This window comes from Pseudoxanthomonas dokdonensis (assembly GCF_001431405.1).
Lineage (GTDB): Bacteria > Pseudomonadota > Gammaproteobacteria > Xanthomonadales > Xanthomonadaceae > Pseudoxanthomonas_A > Pseudoxanthomonas_A dokdonensis.
The window spans coordinates 40,635-55,448 of the sequence record NZ_LDJL01000011.1 but is presented as its reverse complement, the minus strand read 5'-3'; the positions used below and the strand labels follow the sequence as shown (position 1 = coordinate 55,448).

Annotated in this window: 14 protein-coding genes; 10 read left to right on the top strand and 4 right to left on the bottom strand. The window is 65.1% G+C overall.

The genetic code is table 11. The features are described from left to right. Window positions 1–3 precede the first annotated feature (3 nt). From ABB29_RS09920 to ABB29_RS09905, 4 genes are all read left to right on the top strand, one after another. Entirely contained in the window at window positions 4–1,860 is a 1,857-nt protein-coding gene (locus ABB29_RS09920; protein WP_057658614.1) for a GGDEF domain-containing protein, read from the top strand. A 278-nt stretch (window positions 1,861–2,138) separates the two neighbouring features. Next, a complete protein-coding gene (locus tag ABB29_RS09915) occupies window positions 2,139–2,405 on the top strand; it encodes a hypothetical protein (RefSeq protein WP_057658612.1) in 267 nt (88 codons plus the stop codon). Between the two features lie 83 nt (window positions 2,406–2,488). After that, the gene (locus ABB29_RS09910) at window positions 2,489–4,330 is read left to right on the top strand and encodes a sensor domain-containing diguanylate cyclase (RefSeq protein ID WP_057658610.1); all 1,842 of its coding nucleotides are present in this window, start codon (window positions 2,489–2,491) and stop codon (window positions 4,328–4,330) included. A gap of 60 nt (window positions 4,331–4,390) precedes the next feature. After that, complete coding sequence (locus ABB29_RS09905) at window positions 4,391–4,738, top strand: RidA family protein (RefSeq protein ID WP_057658608.1); 348 nt, start codon at window positions 4,391–4,393, stop codon at window positions 4,736–4,738. Between the two features lie 242 nt (window positions 4,739–4,980). Here the strand turns inward: ABB29_RS09905 and ABB29_RS09900 are convergent, their stop codons facing one another. Next, window positions 4,981–6,252, bottom strand: a complete 1,272-nt coding sequence (locus ABB29_RS09900) for a TIGR03862 family flavoprotein (protein WP_057658607.1) — start codon at window positions 6,250–6,252, stop codon at window positions 4,981–4,983. 121 nt (window positions 6,253–6,373) lie between these two features. Here ABB29_RS09900 and ABB29_RS09895 point away from each other — a divergent pair, with 121 nt between their 5' ends. Next, on the top strand, window positions 6,374–8,047 hold the full coding sequence (locus ABB29_RS09895) for a serine hydrolase (protein ID WP_083487765.1): 1,674 nt from the start codon (window positions 6,374–6,376) through the stop codon (window positions 8,045–8,047). 126 nt (window positions 8,048–8,173) lie between these two features. Here ABB29_RS09895 and ABB29_RS09890 read toward each other — a convergent pair whose 3' ends face one another. Next, window positions 8,174–8,389 (bottom strand): DUF6500 family protein, encoded by a 216-nt coding sequence (locus ABB29_RS09890; RefSeq protein ID WP_057658605.1) that lies wholly within the window; start codon window positions 8,387–8,389, stop codon window positions 8,174–8,176. Between the two features lie 75 nt (window positions 8,390–8,464). After that, the gene (locus ABB29_RS09885; protein ID WP_057658603.1) at window positions 8,465–8,899 is read right to left on the bottom strand and encodes an FKBP-type peptidyl-prolyl cis-trans isomerase; all 435 of its coding nucleotides are present in this window, start codon (window positions 8,897–8,899) and stop codon (window positions 8,465–8,467) included. A gap of 185 nt (window positions 8,900–9,084) precedes the next feature. Here ABB29_RS09885 and ABB29_RS09880 point away from each other — a divergent pair, with 185 nt between their 5' ends. From ABB29_RS09880 to ABB29_RS09870, 3 genes are all read left to right on the top strand, one after another. Next, window positions 9,085–9,450, top strand: coding sequence for a DUF6164 family protein (locus ABB29_RS09880; RefSeq protein WP_057659406.1), 366 nt, complete (start codon window positions 9,085–9,087; stop codon window positions 9,448–9,450). Window positions 9,451–9,554: 104 nt separating this feature from the next. Next, complete coding sequence (locus tag ABB29_RS09875; RefSeq protein WP_057658602.1) at window positions 9,555–10,337, top strand: sulfurtransferase; 783 nt, start codon at window positions 9,555–9,557, stop codon at window positions 10,335–10,337. 5 nt (window positions 10,338–10,342) lie between these two features. Next, window positions 10,343–11,926, top strand: a complete 1,584-nt coding sequence (locus tag ABB29_RS09870) for a protein adenylyltransferase SelO (protein ID WP_245622613.1) — start codon at window positions 10,343–10,345, stop codon at window positions 11,924–11,926. Window positions 11,927–12,106: 180 nt separating this feature from the next. On the opposite strand, the gene ABB29_RS09865 is transcribed toward ABB29_RS09870, so the two are convergent. Continuing rightward, a complete protein-coding gene (locus ABB29_RS09865) occupies window positions 12,107–12,853 on the bottom strand; it encodes a glutamine amidotransferase-related protein (protein ID WP_057658600.1) in 747 nt (248 codons plus the stop codon). A 121-nt stretch (window positions 12,854–12,974) separates the two neighbouring features. Here ABB29_RS09865 and ABB29_RS09860 point away from each other — a divergent pair, with 121 nt between their 5' ends. Together ABB29_RS09860 and ABB29_RS09855 are read left to right on the top strand one after the other, a co-directional pair. Continuing rightward, window positions 12,975–13,646, top strand: coding sequence for a glutathione S-transferase (locus ABB29_RS09860; protein WP_057658597.1), 672 nt, complete (start codon window positions 12,975–12,977; stop codon window positions 13,644–13,646). A gap of 99 nt (window positions 13,647–13,745) precedes the next feature. Further along, window positions 13,746–14,726 (top strand): LLM class flavin-dependent oxidoreductase, encoded by a 981-nt coding sequence (locus ABB29_RS09855; RefSeq protein WP_057658595.1) that lies wholly within the window; start codon window positions 13,746–13,748, stop codon window positions 14,724–14,726. The last annotated feature ends 88 nt before the right edge of the window (window positions 14,727–14,814 follow it).

Below are 14,814 nucleotides of genomic sequence, written 5' to 3'. Positions count from 1 at the left end.
CGCATGCGTAGCTGGCTGGCCACCGTCTGCCTGTCCATCGCCCTGGCCATCGCGCCGGGGACGGGCACTGCCGCGCCGGCCGCGGCGGCGAGTGTGGCCCGGAGCGAGGTGCCGGCGATGCTCGAGCGTGCCTGGCAGATCCGCAGCTCGCAGCCGGAAGAACTGGAGCACCTGCTGCGGGTCCTCGGGCAGGCACCACTGTCCGAGCAGCAGGGTGAGCAGCTGGCCTATCTGAAAGGCTACCGGATGGCCTATCTGAGTGATTTCGACGGTGCCATCGCCCAGCTCAAAGCATTACGCGACAGTGGCAACGACCGCGGCCTGCGCCTGCGCGCCGGTACCACCCTGGTCAATATCTATTCGAAGAAGCGGCAGGTGTCCGATGCGTTGCGCCTGCTCAACCAGATCAAGCTGGAAGCCGCTGGCATCGACAATGATGATCTCGAGATTGGGGTGCTGACCGAGTCCGCCTATCTGCACGAAACCATCGGCAAATACGAGCAGAGCCTGAGCGACGCACTGGCGGTCAAGCAGTACGAGCTGAGTGATCGGGATGCATGCCTCAGTGACGGCCTGAAGTTTGCCGCACTGTTGAAGCTCGGGCGCATGCCCGAGCAGGATGATGACATCCAGGGCGCCATCGAGCGTTGCGAACAGGCCCGCGAACCGGTGTTGTCCAATTACATCCGTACGCTGCTGGCGCGCAAATGGATGGATGAGAAAAAGCGCGATCAGGCCATTGCCCTGCTGACCTCGCACTTGCATGCCATCGAGGCCACCAACTACGCGTTCCTGATCACCGAAGCCAAGTCACTGCTGTCAATGCTGCTGGTGCAGAAGGGGCAGTGGACCGAGGCCGAAACCTACGCCACCGAGGCCATCGCCCAGGGCGCCGCGCTGCATAGTTCGCGGGCCATGGTCGACAGCTACCAGAGCCTGTACCAGGTTGCGCTGGCGCGCCGCGACAACGAGCAGGCGCTGGTCTACTACCGCCGCTATGCCGATGCCGACCGTGCCTATCTGGACGAGGTCAAGGCACGGGAACTGGCATTCCAGATGGTCCAGCACGAGTCGGCCCAGAACGCCGATCGGTTGCGCCAGCTGGACAGCCAGAATCAACTGCTGCGACTGCAACAGAAGCTCGACCGGCAGTCCAGCCAGAATTCGCGATTGATGGTGGTGCTGCTGGTCATCCTGCTGTCCGGGTTGGGGGTATGGGCATTCCGCACCCAGCGCCTGCAGTCGGCGCTGCGCAGCTTGGCCCAGACCGATGCACTGACCGGCATCTCCAACCGCCATCATTTCACCAGCCAGGCCGAGCTGGCGCTGGCACAGGCGGCAGCCGCCAATGAACCGGTTGCGCTGGTGATGTTCGATCTGGATGGTTTCAAGAGCATCAATGATCGGTTCGGTCACGCCGTCGGTGACTGGGCGCTGCAGCAGGTCAGCCGCGATTGTCTGCCGCTGTGCCGTGGCGGTGACGTGTTCGGACGCCTGGGCGGTGAAGAGTTCGCTTTCCTGTTGCGTCGCTGCGAACCAGCGGCTGCCATGGCCATCGCCGAAGAATGCCGGCGGGTTCTGGCCGATATCGATACATCGCCCAGCGGCCAGCGCTTCAGGGTCACCGCCAGCTTCGGGGTTATGGCCTCCTGCGAGGCCGGCTACACCCTGTCGCGGCTGTTGTCACAGGCCGATCGCATGCTGTACCGGGCCAAGCACGACGGCCGCAACCGGGTGGTGGGAACACGGTTGCGCGAGGAGCCGCTGGCGGCTCATCCCGACCGCGCCATCGAGGTGTTGCCGGCCTTTGACGCCGGCATCGAGGCCGAGCCGCCGAGCCGCAGCCAGATCGTCCTGTAGGCCGGGGTGCCCGCGGCACCGGTCATGGATCCGACCGCCGGTCCGAAAGCCGTGCCAGCCGGCGCTGGCGGCCATTGTCCGGCCAGCAAGGCGGTGACACACTGCGGCAATGGCCGGGGCAGGGCCGTTGCAGCGTTGGGCCTAGTGCCTGACGGAATTTCCCAGCAGGGTTTTGCCACTTCCAGCGTCACGATGCACACGTCGCCGCTGCCTGGCCTGGTTATCCGTTGTTGTCGCAGTTGAACGTACTTCCAACTTCCGCCTGGAGTAACGCACTGATGTCCAACGCAATCCGTTTTCTCGAAACCCTTGGCCAGAATCCCACCCTGGCCGCACTGCCCGCCAACGAGATCGAAGCGCTGATGGCGACAATGGCACTGGCCGACGACCAGCGCCGCGCGCTGTTGGCCGCCGATGCCGGCGCACTGAACCAGGCCTTGAACGGTCGCCAGCTGATGATGGCCATCCAGCACGGTGGCAATGAAGAAGACGAGAACGCGCCGATGGAGTCACCGGTGCGGCAGGATGACGACGAAGAAGAATAAGCGCGCTCGCTGAACCGGTGCGGCGCTGGCGTCGCACCGAGGCAGGGCAGGCCATGACAGTCCCGCTACGCCGGTGGTGTCTGATGATCGCGGTGCTGGCCATCCAGGCCGGTTCCGCGGTCTTTGCCGCGCCGCCTTCTTTTGCGGTGCCGACGTCAACGGCCGGACAACTGCTGCAGCAGGCCGATGATCTGCGCAGCGCCGACGCGCCGCGGTTTGCCCAGTTGCTGGAAGAACTGCAGCGACGGCAGGGCGAGCTGGATGATCTGCAGCGGGAAAAACTGAGATACCTGGCTGCGTTCAAACTCGCCTACGGTGGCAGCTATCCACTGGCCATCCCGCAACTGCAGTCACTGCATGCCACCGCCCGCGATCCACGCATCCGGCTGCGGGCCGGCTCGCTGCTGGTCAATCTGTACACCAAGGCGCGCAGGTTTTCCGACAGCCTGCGCCAGCTTGCGCTGATGCAGCCGGACATTGATCGGATAGAGGACATCAATCTAAAGGCGACCTTGCTGATTGAAGCTGCCTACCTGCATATCGAAGTGGGTGAGTACCGGCAGGCATTGGCCTACGTGCAGAGAATGCGCGGCCTGTCATTGCTGGCGCGCGATGTCTGCTACGCCAATTACCTGGAGATGGACGCGCTGTACCGGTCGCAGCAGTTGCTGCAGTCAACGGCGGATATCCGCAGATCGATCAACCAGTGCCTGCAGGAGAACGAACCCATCGTCGCCAACAGCATGCGCACGGTGCTGGCCCACAAGTGGTTTGACGAGGGACGGCGCGACGAAGCGGTTTCGCTGCTGTCCAGCCACGTAGCCGACGTCGAAGCGACCCATTACGCCTACCTGATCGCCGAGTTCAAGGCGTTGCTGGCACGGCTGATGATGGAAAAAGGCGATCTGCCCGCCGCGGAGACCCTGGCCAACGAGGCCATTGCGCAGGGCAGTTCGATGCCGGCGTCGTATTCGGTGGTCGATGGCTACCAGACCCTGTACCGCGTTGCCCAGGCACGGGGCGATGACGAGCAGGCGCTGGTGTACTTCCGTCGTTATGCCGATGCCGACAAGGCCTACCTCAACGAGGTCAAGACCCGTGAGCTGGCCTACCAGATGGTGCAGCACGAAACCGCGCAGAACGCGCAGAAGATCAAGCAGCTCGACGACCAGAACCAGTTGCTGCGGCTGCAGCAGCAACTGGAACGCCAGGCGACCCAGAACACCCGCCTGCTGGTGGTGTTGATGGCATTGCTGCTGGGTGGGCTGGGGGTCTGGATCTATCGCACCCGGCGCATCCAGCGCTCGTTGCAGAAGATGGCGCAGACCGATCTGATGACCGACACCTGCAACCGTCATTACTTCACCGATCAGGCCGAGCGGATGCTGGCGCAATGCGCGGCCACCGGCGAGGACGCGGCACTGATCATGTTCGACCTGGATCACTTCAAGAACGTCAACGACCGTTTTGGCCATGCGATGGGTGACTGGGCACTCAAGCACGTGGCCAGCGCCGGCAAGCACGTCTGCCGCCGCTTCGACGTGCTGGGCCGGCTGGGTGGCGAGGAATTCGCGTTCCTGATGCGCGGCTGCGACCTGCAGTCGGCGACGCGGCTGGCCGAAGACTGCCGGGCACGCATCGCCGCCATCGATACCAGCGAAACCGGCCACAGCTACCCGATTACCGCCAGCTTCGGCGTCGCTTCGACGGCTTCTTCCGGTTACCAGCTGTCGAGATTGTTGTCGCATGCCGATCGCGCGCTGTACCGGGCCAAGCACCTGGGCCGCAACCGGGTCTGCGTGCACGAAGGCGCGGCCACGAGCCACGACGAAGACGCCGAGCCGGTGTTCGCCAGTGCCGAGCTTGGCGAGCTGCGGCTGGTCAGCAGCCATGGCGCCAAGAACTTCCGCATGCCGCACGCTTGATGCGCCGCCGCCGGACTGCGGCTATCCTCCGTGCTCGACCGCAACCAGCACGGAGTTCCAATGATCAAGCGCATCCAACCCGGCCAACGCTATTCGGCCGCCGTCATCCATGGCAACGTGGCCTATCTGGCCGGGATCGTCGCTGACGATGACAGCCAGGACGTGGTCGGGCAGACCCGGCAGGTTCTGCAGTCCATCGATGCGCTGCTGGCGACGCTGGGCACCGACAAGCGCGGCATCCTGAAGGCGGAGATTTTCCTGCACGACATCGCCCGCGATTACGACGGCATGAACCAGGCCTGGGAAGAATGGATGGACAAGGATCATCTGCCCGCCCGCGCCACCGTGCAGGCCGCGCTGTCGACGCCTGAGGAACTGGTCGAGATCGTGATCACCGCCGCGGTCTGAGCCGGCGCCACCGGCGCTGTCATCAAAGTTTCTTGCAGCGCTAACCAAAAACACATATCGCCGGCGCTATCTTGTCAGCACGCCCCGCATCGCTGCGTACGGACTCCTCTCCCGTCCGCCGCAGCCACTGCGGGCGACCAGTCGCTGGTAGTCCGTTGCATGCTCTGGTGGCCGCCTGCGGTTGCAGGCGGTCTTTTTTTTCCGGGCCGAACCGCGGCATTGGCGGTCGACACCAGCGATCCCTATTGCGACTGTCGCAGCCACGCGATCACGCCGCGGCCGGCGCACTCACCACTGGCGAAACAGGCGGTCAACAGGTAACCCCCGGTCGGCGCTTCCCAGTCGAGCATCTCGCCGGCGGCGAACACGCCGGGCAGGGCGGTGATCATGCCGGCTTCATCCAGTGCCTCGAAACGGACGCCGCCAGCACTGCTGATGGCCTCGGCCACCGGTCGTGGACGCTGCAGGCGTAGTGGCAGCCGCTTGAGGGTGGCGGCGAGCCGATCGACATCGTTGCGTTGATCCGCGGCCAATACCTCATACAACAAAGCTGCCTTGACGCCGCTGATGCCGGCCTGCCGGCGCAGGTGTTCGCTGAGGCTGCGGCCGTTGCGCGGCCTGGCCAGGTCGCGGCGCAGGCGATCCGGATCGCGATTCGGCAACAGGTCCAGATGCAGCACGGTACTGCCTTCGCGTTCGATGGTGTCGCGCAGGCCGGCGGACAGCGCATACACCAGACTGCCTTCGATGCCGTCGGCGCTGACCACGCATTCGCCCTGCAACGTGATCGCGCGACCCTGTGCGTCGGTGGTGTGCGCGGCAATAGCTTTCAGCGGCGCGCCGGCGTGGCGCTGGATGAAGTATTCGCTCCAGTCGATGTCGAAACCGCAGTTGGCAGGCTTCAATGGCGCCACCGCAACCCCGCGTGCCTGCAACAGTGACTGCCAATGGCCGTCAGAACCCAGCTGCGGCCAGCTGGCACCCCCCATTGCCAGCACCACCGCATCGGCATCCACGCGCTGCTCGCCGTCCGCGGTCTCGAAACGCAGCTGTCGGGTGCTGCCCGTGCTGGAGTCCGTCCAACCAAGCCAGCGATGCTGGACATGGAAGACCACCCCTTGTTCGCGCAGCCGCCGCACCCAGCCGCGCAGCAGTGGCGCGGCCTTCATGTCGTTGGGGAACACCCGGCCCGAGCTGCCGACGAACGTCTCGACGCCCAGGCCGCGGGCCCACTCGCGCAGCGCATCGGCGTCAAACCGGCGCAGCCAGCGACCGACTTCGGCGGCGCGCTCGCGGTAGCGGCTGGCGAACAGCGTTGGCGGATCGGAATGGGTCAGATTGAGGCCACCCTTGCCGGCGATCAGGAACTTGCGCCCGACCGAGCCCTTGGCTTCATGGACGTGGACCTGGTGGCCGGCGGCGCGGATGATCTCGGCGGCCATCAGGCCGGCCGGGCCGCCACCGATCACCACCACGCGGGCGGCATTGGCGAGCGGGAAAGAAGACGTTGACATGCCACATTATGCCAAGCCGTGGCCATCCGGCGCAGCGCGTCCACGACGCAATGACCACTGGCAGGCGGCGGGCGCCGCTGGAATCCCGTATCGTCGGCGTTTTACCGAATCGAGGATGCCGATGAGCCTTGTCCGCCCAAGCCTGTCCCGCAACGCTGCGCCACGTCGTGACGGCAGACGCGTATGTCGCCTGGCGCTGTCGGCCTGCCTGCTGCTGTGCAGCGGCCAGGTGCTGGCGCAGCAGGCGGCACCCGCCGCGCTGCCAGCGTCGCTGCAGGATCTGGACGGCTACGTCGAAGCGGTGCGCAAGCAGTTCGACGTACCCGGCATCGCGGTGGCGATCGTCAAGGATGGCCAGGTAGTGCTGGAGCGTGGTTACGGGGTGCGCGAGCTGGGCAAGCCGGCCAAGGTCGATCAGGACACGCTGTTCGCGATCGCCTCCAATACCAAGGCCTTCACCGCCGCCTCGCTCAACATGCTGGCCGAGGACGGCAAGCTGGACATGGATGACCGGGTGATCGATCACCTGCCGTGGTTCCAGATGTCCGATGCCTATGTCACCCGCGAGATGCGCATCCGCGATCTGCTGGCCCATCGCAGCGGACTGGGCCTGGGTGCCGGCGACCTGTTGTTCTGGCCGACCACCGATTACAGCAGCGAAGAGGTCGCCCGGCGCCTGCGCGACGTGCCGCTGAGTGGCAGTTTCCGGGCCCGTTACGCCTACGACAACATCCTGTTCGGGGTCGCCCAGCAGGTGATCGAACAGGTTAGTGGGATGAGCTACCAGCAATTCCTGCAAACCCGCATCCTGCAGCCACTGGGCATGCGCGATACCCGCTACAACAGCGACCACCTGAAGCCCGGCGACAACGTCGCCAGCGGCCATGCCAAGGCCAATTTCGAGGATCTGCAACCGGCACCGCGGATGACCTGGTCCAACGTCGCCGGTGCCGGCGGGATCTATTCCAGCGTGCACGACATGAGCCAGTGGATGCGCATGCAACTGGCCGGCGGCATCTACACCGATGCCCAGGGCAGGCAGCAGCAGTTGTTCAGTGCCGACAGCCAGCAGCAGATGTGGTCACTGCTGACGCCGATCCCGGTGTCCGAGCCCAAGGTGGAGGCACTGAAGGCGGCCAAGCCCAATTTCCAAGGTTACGGCGAGGGCTGGTTCCTGTCCGACTATCGCGGCCAGAAGCTGGTCTGGCACACCGGTGGCTGGCCGGGGATGGTGTCGAGGGTGACCCTGGTGCCGGGGCAGAACCTGGGCGTGGTGGTGTTGACCAGCCAGGAAGTCGGCGCCGCCTTCAATGCCATCACCATGCAGGTGCTGGATGCTTACCTGCAGGCGCCGCACACCGACTGGCTGGCGGCGTACGCGCAGGCGGTCGCGCAATCAAAGGACAAGGCCGACCAGAAATGGCAGGAACTGCAGGCGCAGCGCGACGCCAGCTCGGGTCCATCGCTGCCGCTGGCCGATTACGCCACGACCCTGCGCGACCCCTGGTATGGCGATGTGGTGATTGCCCAGGAAGGCGGCAAGCTGGTGCTGCGCTTCAGCCACACCAGGCAACTGGTCGGCGATCTGGAACATTGGCAGCAAGACACCTTCATCGTGCGCTGGCGCGAGCGCTGGTTGAACGCCGATGCCTTTCTGACCTTCGCCCTCGAACCTGACGGCAGTATCCGCGAGGCGCGGATGGAAGCGATCTCGCCACTGACCGATTTCAGTTTCGATTTCCAGGACCTGCGGCTGGTGCCGGTGGCTGCCGGACCGGAACAGCCGGCTGGCTAGGGATCCGCTGCATAACTTGGTCCTGCCGGCGGTTTGACCGCTCACTCGACCACGCAAGACTGCCGGTACCAAGAGGAATAACGGATCCGCTAGGAGCTCCCCCTGCAGCGGGGTGCTCTGATCTGGCTACTCGCTCTCGAGCAGAGCGATGATCTTTGTCGCTTTCTCGAAATGGTCGAGCTGGTGCGTGCGGATCCACCAGGTCGCGGCCTCCATCAACAGTTCGGGGTCGTCATTCCTGTTGGCAAAGAACGCATAGAACGACAGCCCTACATTGCCGCCTTTCTGCTCAATCTTCTGCCGACAGATACGAAGTGCTTTTTGCTTGAGAATTGGACGCATGTGGGCAGGCTCCGGTGGTTGCAGCCTTGCGGCAACGGGGTGGCGGGGAAACTCCGGCGCTGTGCCGGCCGGACATCAGCGTGCAGGCTTGATTGCCAGCAGTTCCACTTCGAACACCAGTGAGGCGTTCGGCGGGATGACACCGCCGGCGCCTTCGCGGCCGTAGCCCAGGTCGGCCGGTATCAGCAGCAGCCGTTTGCCACCGACGTGCATGCCGGCCACGCCTTCGTCCCAACCGCGGATCACGCGGCCAGCACCGAGCAGGAAGGTGAAGGGCTCGCCGCGGTCGACCGAGCTGTCGAACTTGCGGCCGCGCTTGTCAGCGGCGTTTTCGTCATAAAGCCAGCCGCTGTAGTGGACGGTGACCTGCTGGCCGCTGCGCGCCACGTCGCCGCTGCCGACCTTCTGATCGATGCGCTCGAGCTGGGCGACGCCGCCGCCAGGCGGTGGACCGTCCGGAGCACAGGCGGCGAGCATACAGGCCAGCAACACGGTCAGGACAAGGCGCATTTCGGATTCCGGGGGCAGGACGGGGCCGCCCAGACTAGTGCATGGCCGTGGTTTCGGCGAGCGCGCCTATCCATTGGACGCTGGCGGCGGCGACCCGCGTTGTCAGTGGCAAGCGGGGCTGCAGTAGCATGTGCGCCATGACCCGTGGTCGCCGCATTGCAGGCGGCTGCTCGACCGAGGAACCGATGGCAAGACTATTTTTCAACCTGCGCAACGTGCCCGACGACGAAGCCGCCGATGTACGCGAGCTGCTGGACCAGCATGGCATTGGCTATTACGAGACCCAGCCCAGTCCGTGGGGCATTTCCGCCGGTGGCATCTGGCTGTCGGACGAGAACCAGCGGCAGCGTGCGCGTGAACTGCTGGATCAGTACCAGCTGCAGCGCAGGACCCGCGCGCTCGCCGATCGCCAGGCGGCGATCCGCGATGGCAGCGCCGAAACCTTCGCCCGTGCGCTGATGTCGCGGCCGTTGTATGTGCTGGTGCTGCTGGCGGCGATCGCGCTTATCGTGGCGTTGACCCTGGCGCTGCCGTTCCTGCTGCTGGGTTAGCGGCGATCGCATTGCCGGCACGCCACGTCGGCCTTGGCGCCGGCGTGGTCGCTGCGGGCGGCAGCGGCACGGCGCGATTCAGTGCCAGCGGGTAAAATGGCCGGATGATCCTGAATGTCGCCGCCTACCATTTCGTCACCATTGCCGACCCGCCGTCACTGGCCGCGGTCCTGCGTGCGCGTGCGGTGGACGCGGAGCTGCGTGGCACCGTGCTGCTGGCCGGGGAGGGCATCAACCTGTTCTTGGCCGGCGCCGAAGCGGCGATCCACGACTTCATCGTCCGCTTGCGCGAGGATCCACGCTTCGCCGACATGCAGGTCAAGTACAGCTACAGCCAGCGCCAGCCGTTCGCGCGGATGAAGGTCAAGGTCAAGCCGGAGATCATCAGCTTCCGTACCCCCGGCGCCTCGCCGCTGGCCAGTGGTGCCCGCGCACCGGCGGTGCAGCCGGAGGATCTGGCGCGCTGGTTGCAGCAGGGACACGATGACGCCGGCAAGCCGGTGGTGATGCTGGATACCCGCAATGATCAGGAAGTGGCCTACGGCACTTTCAGTGGCGCGCTGACCTTGCCGATCGACAAGTTCACCGATCTACCGGCGGCACTGCAACCACACCGCGATACGCTGAAGGACAGTACCGTGGTCAGTTTCTGCACCGGCGGTATCCGCTGCGAAAAGGCCGCGATCTGGATGCGCGATGACGGCATGGACAACGTGCTGCAGCTGGAAGGCGGCATTCTTGGCTACTTCGAGAAAGTCGGTGGCCTTGGCTATGACGGCCGTTGCTTCGTTTTCGATCAGCGGGTGGCCCTGGATCCGCAGCTGCAACCGATGGTGGATGAGCCGACACCGGCCGTCGATGCCGATGTTGCCAGCCAGGCGGCGTGAACCGCATGCTGGGCGGCATGCCACTGCAGTTCGACAACCGCTTCATCAATGAGTTGCCGGGCGATCCGGAAACCGGACCGCGGCGGCGCCAGGTCGAGGCCGCGGCCTGGTCATCGGTTACCCCAACGCCGGTAGCCGCACCTCGCTTGCTGGCGTGGTCGCACGAGATGGCTGCCGAGCTCGGCTTCGACCCGGCGCAGATCGCGAGCCAGGAATTTGCCGAACTGATGGCCGGCAATCGCCTGTTGCCGGACATGCAGCCCTATGCGGCCAATTACGGGGGTCATCAGTTCGGCAACTGGGCCGGACAGCTTGGCGATGGCCGCGCCATCAGCCTTGGCGAAGTCATCGCCGCCAGCGGTAAGCGCTGGGAATTACAGCTGAAAGGGGCTGGGCCGACGCCTTATTCGCGCACCGCCGATGGCCGCGCGGTGCTGCGCTCGTCGATCCGCGAGTTCCTGTGCAGCGAAGCCATGCACCATCTCGGCATTCCGACCACCCGTGCGCTGAGCCTGGTTGCCAGCGGCGAGCCGGTGGTGCGCGACATGTTCTATGACGGCCATCCCAGGCCCGAACCGGGTGCGATCGTTTGCAGGGTGGCACCGTCGTTCCTGCGCTTTGGCAACTTCGAACTGCCGGCGTCGCGCAATGACCTGGCCCTGCTGCGGCAGCTGGTCGAGTTCTGCATCGACCGCGATTATCCGCAGCTGCAGGGCCAGGGCGAGGCCTTGTACGGCCAGTGGTTCGAGCAGATCTGCATCCGCACCGCACAGATGATCGCTGGCTGGATGCGGGTCGGTTTCGTGCATGGGGTGATGAATACCGACAACATGTCGGTGCTCGGCCTGACCATCGATTACGGCCCGTACGGCTGGATTGATGATTACGACCCCGAGTGGACACCCAACACCACCGATGCCGGTGGTCGCCGCTACCGCTTCGGCTGGCAATCGCGGGTGGCCTACTGGAATCTGGGCCGGCTGGCACAGGCGCTGTCACTGCTGTTCACCGACGTGGCGCCGTTGCAACGGGGGCTGGAGGCCTATGTCAGCCATTGGGACAGGGCCGAGCGCGACAACGTGGCGGGCAAGCTCGGCATCGACATGGCAGGCCCGCGGGACATGGCCGCGATGCAGCGCCTGCAGGATCTGCTGCAGGCCGGCGAAGTGGACATGACCCTGTTCTTTCGTGCGCTGATCCAGGTGCAGGCCGATGAGGCGCCGGATCTGGCTGCTGAACTGGAGCTGTTCCAGCCGGCGTTCTACGACCCCGACAAGCGCGATGCGATTGCGTCGGATCTGCAGCAATGGCTGCAGGCCTACCGCCAGCGCCTGCGCGATGATGCGCTGGAATCGGCACAACGCCAGCAGAAAATGCGCCAGGCAAACCCGAAATACGTGCTGCGCAATTACCTGGCCCAGCAGGTCATCGACCGCGCCGAGCAGGGAGATGTTTCCGGCATCGGCGAACTGCTTGAGGTCATGCGCAATCCTTACCAGGAACAGCCGGGCCGCGAAGCCTTCGCCCAGCGCCGGCCCGACTGGGCCCGCGACAAGGCCGGCTGCTCGATGCTGTCGTGTAGTTCGTAGCGGGCAAACGGTTCGACTCTACCGCGCCGGCAATGAGGGCAGAGCGTTGCGGCTAGGAGATCTCTGAATACGTCAACTATTCCTCGTCATTCCGGCGAAAGCCGGGATCCAGCCTTAATCAATGGCGTGCCAATGCTGGATCCCGGCTTTCGCCGGGATGACGATTTATCTAGAAGTCCGCTAACGCGAGGGCAGGGTATAGCGCTGTTGCGGCTCGCCAATCAGATCCAGGAAATGGTTGAAGACCTCGCGCGCCTGGGCCTGCATGGTCTGGATGTGCCGGGCGGTGTGCAGGCGGATGGCGGCATCGTCATGGGCCAGGCCGGCGTGTTGCAGATCGTGCTGATAGGACGGATTGGCCAGCCAGCGTTCAATCAGCGGGGTGTCCATTTCCAGATGGAACTGGAAGCCGAACGCGGACTCGCCCCAGCGGAAGGCCTGCTGTTCGCAGCTTTCGCCACGGGCCAGCTGGACCGCGCCGGCAGGGATATCGAAGCGGCAACCATGCCACTGGAAGATCGGTGTCATCTCGCCCAGTGGCGCCAGTACCCGGTCGGCGCGGCCGGCGTCGGTGGTGTGGATCGGGTACCAGCCGATTTCCGGGGTCTCGATACGATGGATATGCGCGCCCAACGCATGCGCCAGCAGCTGCGCGCCGAGGCAGATGCCGAGCACCGGTTTGCCCTGTCGCAGCATCCGCTCGATCGCCAGCAGCTCGGTGCGCAGGTGCGGCCGGCTGGCCTGGTCTTCGACATTCATCGGTCCGCCCAGCACGATCAGGCCGTGATAGCGGTCGACGTTGGGCTGTGCGTCCGGCTCGCGTTCAAAGTTGACGAAACGGATGCGGTGGCCACGCAGGCGGATCAGCGGATCCAGCGTGCCAAGCGGCTCGGCGGCGACGTGCTGGAAGACGAGGATGCGCGACATGCAACACAAGCAGTGAACCCATGGAATTGAAGTTTTAACACACTCTGCGTACGCTCCGACGGCCCCCACCGCTGCGTGCATGCCCGCCTGGCGTCCGCCGGCCCTTGCCCCTGGAGTTGCCATGCTGACCGTGCACCACCTCAACAATTCCCGCTCGCAGCGCGTGCTGTGGCTGCTGGAGGAACTGCAACTGGACTACACGGTGGTGCGCTACCAGCGCGACTCCGCAACCATGCTGGCGCCCGCGGCACTGAAGAAGATCCATCCGCTGGGCAAGTCACCGGTGGTGGTCGACGAGGATCAGGTGCTGGCCGAGTCCGGCGCGATCATCGAAACCCTGGTCGAGCGCTATGACAGCGCGCGCCGGCTGGCATCATCGCCGGGGACCCCGGAACGCCTGCGTTACCGCTACTGGCTGCATTACGCCGAAGGTTCGGCGATGCCACCCATGCTGTTGAGCCTGGTCCTGGCACGGATTGCCAAGGCGCCGATGCCGTTCTTCGCCAAGCCCATCGCCCGCGGCATCGTCGGCAAGGCGATGAAGGGATTCGTTTCGCCACAGGTGCGCCTGCACCTGGATTACATGGAAGGCGAACTCGGCAAGCGCCGCTGGTTTGCCGGCGATGACTTCAGCGCCGCCGACATCCAGATGAGCTTCCCACTGGAGGCGGCGCAGGCCCGTGCCGGCCTGCAGGATTACCCGCGACTGGCCGATTTCCTGCAGCGCATCCATGCACGTCCGGCCTACCAGCGCGCCCTTGCGCAGGGCGGCCCCTACGATCTGCTGACCTGAATCGCCGTCGGCCGCGATGCCGGCCGATCCGGCGGTGACGGGCTGGAAAGGACGGCGGGCGGCCCCAGATCATGGATCCCCCTGTCGTGATGATGTCCGATGATCCCCTTTTCCATCCTTGATCTGGCGCCGGTCTGCGAAGGCAGCGATACCACCCAGGCCTTCGCCAACATGACCGATCTGGCCCGCCATGCCGAACAGCAGGGCTATCACCGCTACTGGCTGGCCGAACACCACAACATGCCCGGCATCGCCAGCGCCGCCACCGCAGTGCTGATTGGCCACGTCGCCGGTGCGACCTCACGCATCCGCGTCGGCGCCGGTGGGGTGATGCTGCCCAACCACGCGCCGCTGCAGGTGGCCGAACAGTTCGGCACGCTCGCCAGCCTGTACCCGGATCGCATCGATCTGGGCCTGGGTCGCGCGCCGGGTACCGACCAGCCGACCGCCAAGGCCTTGCGGCGCTATTTCGACAGCGCCGAGCAGTTTCCGCAGGACGTGCAGGAGCTGCTGTATTACTTCAAGCCAGCAGAGCCGGGACAGCCGGTACGGGCGGTGCCCGGCGCCGGCATCGATGTGCCGGTGTGGTTGCTGGGCTCCAGTCTGTTCAGTGCGCAACTGGCAGCGGCGCTGGGCCAGCGCTTTGCCTTTGCTTCGCATTTCGCCCCCGATGCGATGGATCAGGCATTGCTGGTGTACCACCGCGATTTCCGCCCCTCGCCGCAACTGGCGCAGCCATACGCGATGCTGGCGCTGAACGTGGTCGCCGCAGAAAGCGACGAGGAAGCGCGGCGCCTGTTCACCACCCAGCAGCAGGCGTTCGTCAACCTGCGCCGTGGCCAGCCGGGCCTGGTGCCGCCGCCGATCGATGACATCGAGGCGTTCTGGCAACCGCATGAAAAAGCCGGGGTCGAACGCGCCTTGGCGTGCGCGGTGGTCGGTGGCCCGGATACGGTGCGCCAGGGCATCGCTGCCTTCATCGATCGCCATCGGCCGGATGAGCTGTTGCTGACTGCCAATATCTTCGACCACCAGAAGCGCCTGCGTTCGTTCGAGATTGCCGCCGAGTGCATGCGGTAGCACCTCCGGTAGAGCGGAGCTTGCTCCGCTGCTTTTCGCAAACAGGTTTTTCTGGATGCAGCACCGGGACCATGCCTACCGGTACCGC

What these genes read in the sequence shown, in the direction of transcription:
- ABB29_RS09885 (WP_057658603.1), bottom strand. Translation starts at nt 8,899, where the DNA reads ATGCGCCTTGTCCTGACCGTGTTGCTGGCCTGTATGCTCGCCGCCTGT.
- ABB29_RS09920 (WP_057658614.1), top strand. Translation starts at nt 4, where the DNA reads ATGCGTAGCTGGCTGGCCACCGTCTGCCTGTCCATCGCCCTGGCCATC.
- ABB29_RS09875 (WP_057658602.1), top strand. Translation starts at nt 9,555, where the DNA reads ATGATCCTGAATGTCGCCGCCTACCATTTCGTCACCATTGCCGACCCG.
- ABB29_RS09895 (WP_083487765.1), top strand. Translation starts at nt 6,374, where the DNA reads ATGAGCCTTGTCCGCCCAAGCCTGTCCCGCAACGCTGCGCCACGTCGT.
- ABB29_RS09860 (WP_057658597.1), top strand. Translation starts at nt 12,975, where the DNA reads ATGCTGACCGTGCACCACCTCAACAATTCCCGCTCGCAGCGCGTGCTG.
- ABB29_RS09880 (WP_057659406.1), top strand. Translation starts at nt 9,085, where the DNA reads ATGGCAAGACTATTTTTCAACCTGCGCAACGTGCCCGACGACGAAGCC.
- ABB29_RS09890 (WP_057658605.1), bottom strand. Translation starts at nt 8,389, where the DNA reads ATGCGTCCAATTCTCAAGCAAAAAGCACTTCGTATCTGTCGGCAGAAG.
- ABB29_RS09915 (WP_057658612.1), top strand. Translation starts at nt 2,139, where the DNA reads ATGTCCAACGCAATCCGTTTTCTCGAAACCCTTGGCCAGAATCCCACC.
- ABB29_RS09870 (WP_245622613.1), top strand. Translation starts at nt 10,343, where the DNA reads ATGCTGGGCGGCATGCCACTGCAGTTCGACAACCGCTTCATCAATGAG.
- ABB29_RS09900 (WP_057658607.1), bottom strand. Translation starts at nt 6,252, where the DNA reads ATGTCAACGTCTTCTTTCCCGCTCGCCAATGCCGCCCGCGTGGTGGTG.
- ABB29_RS09905 (WP_057658608.1), top strand. Translation starts at nt 4,391, where the DNA reads ATGATCAAGCGCATCCAACCCGGCCAACGCTATTCGGCCGCCGTCATC.
- ABB29_RS09855 (WP_057658595.1), top strand. Translation starts at nt 13,746, where the DNA reads ATGATCCCCTTTTCCATCCTTGATCTGGCGCCGGTCTGCGAAGGCAGC.
- ABB29_RS09910 (WP_057658610.1), top strand. Translation starts at nt 2,489, where the DNA reads ATGATCGCGGTGCTGGCCATCCAGGCCGGTTCCGCGGTCTTTGCCGCG.
- ABB29_RS09865 (WP_057658600.1), bottom strand. Translation starts at nt 12,853, where the DNA reads ATGTCGCGCATCCTCGTCTTCCAGCACGTCGCCGCCGAGCCGCTTGGC.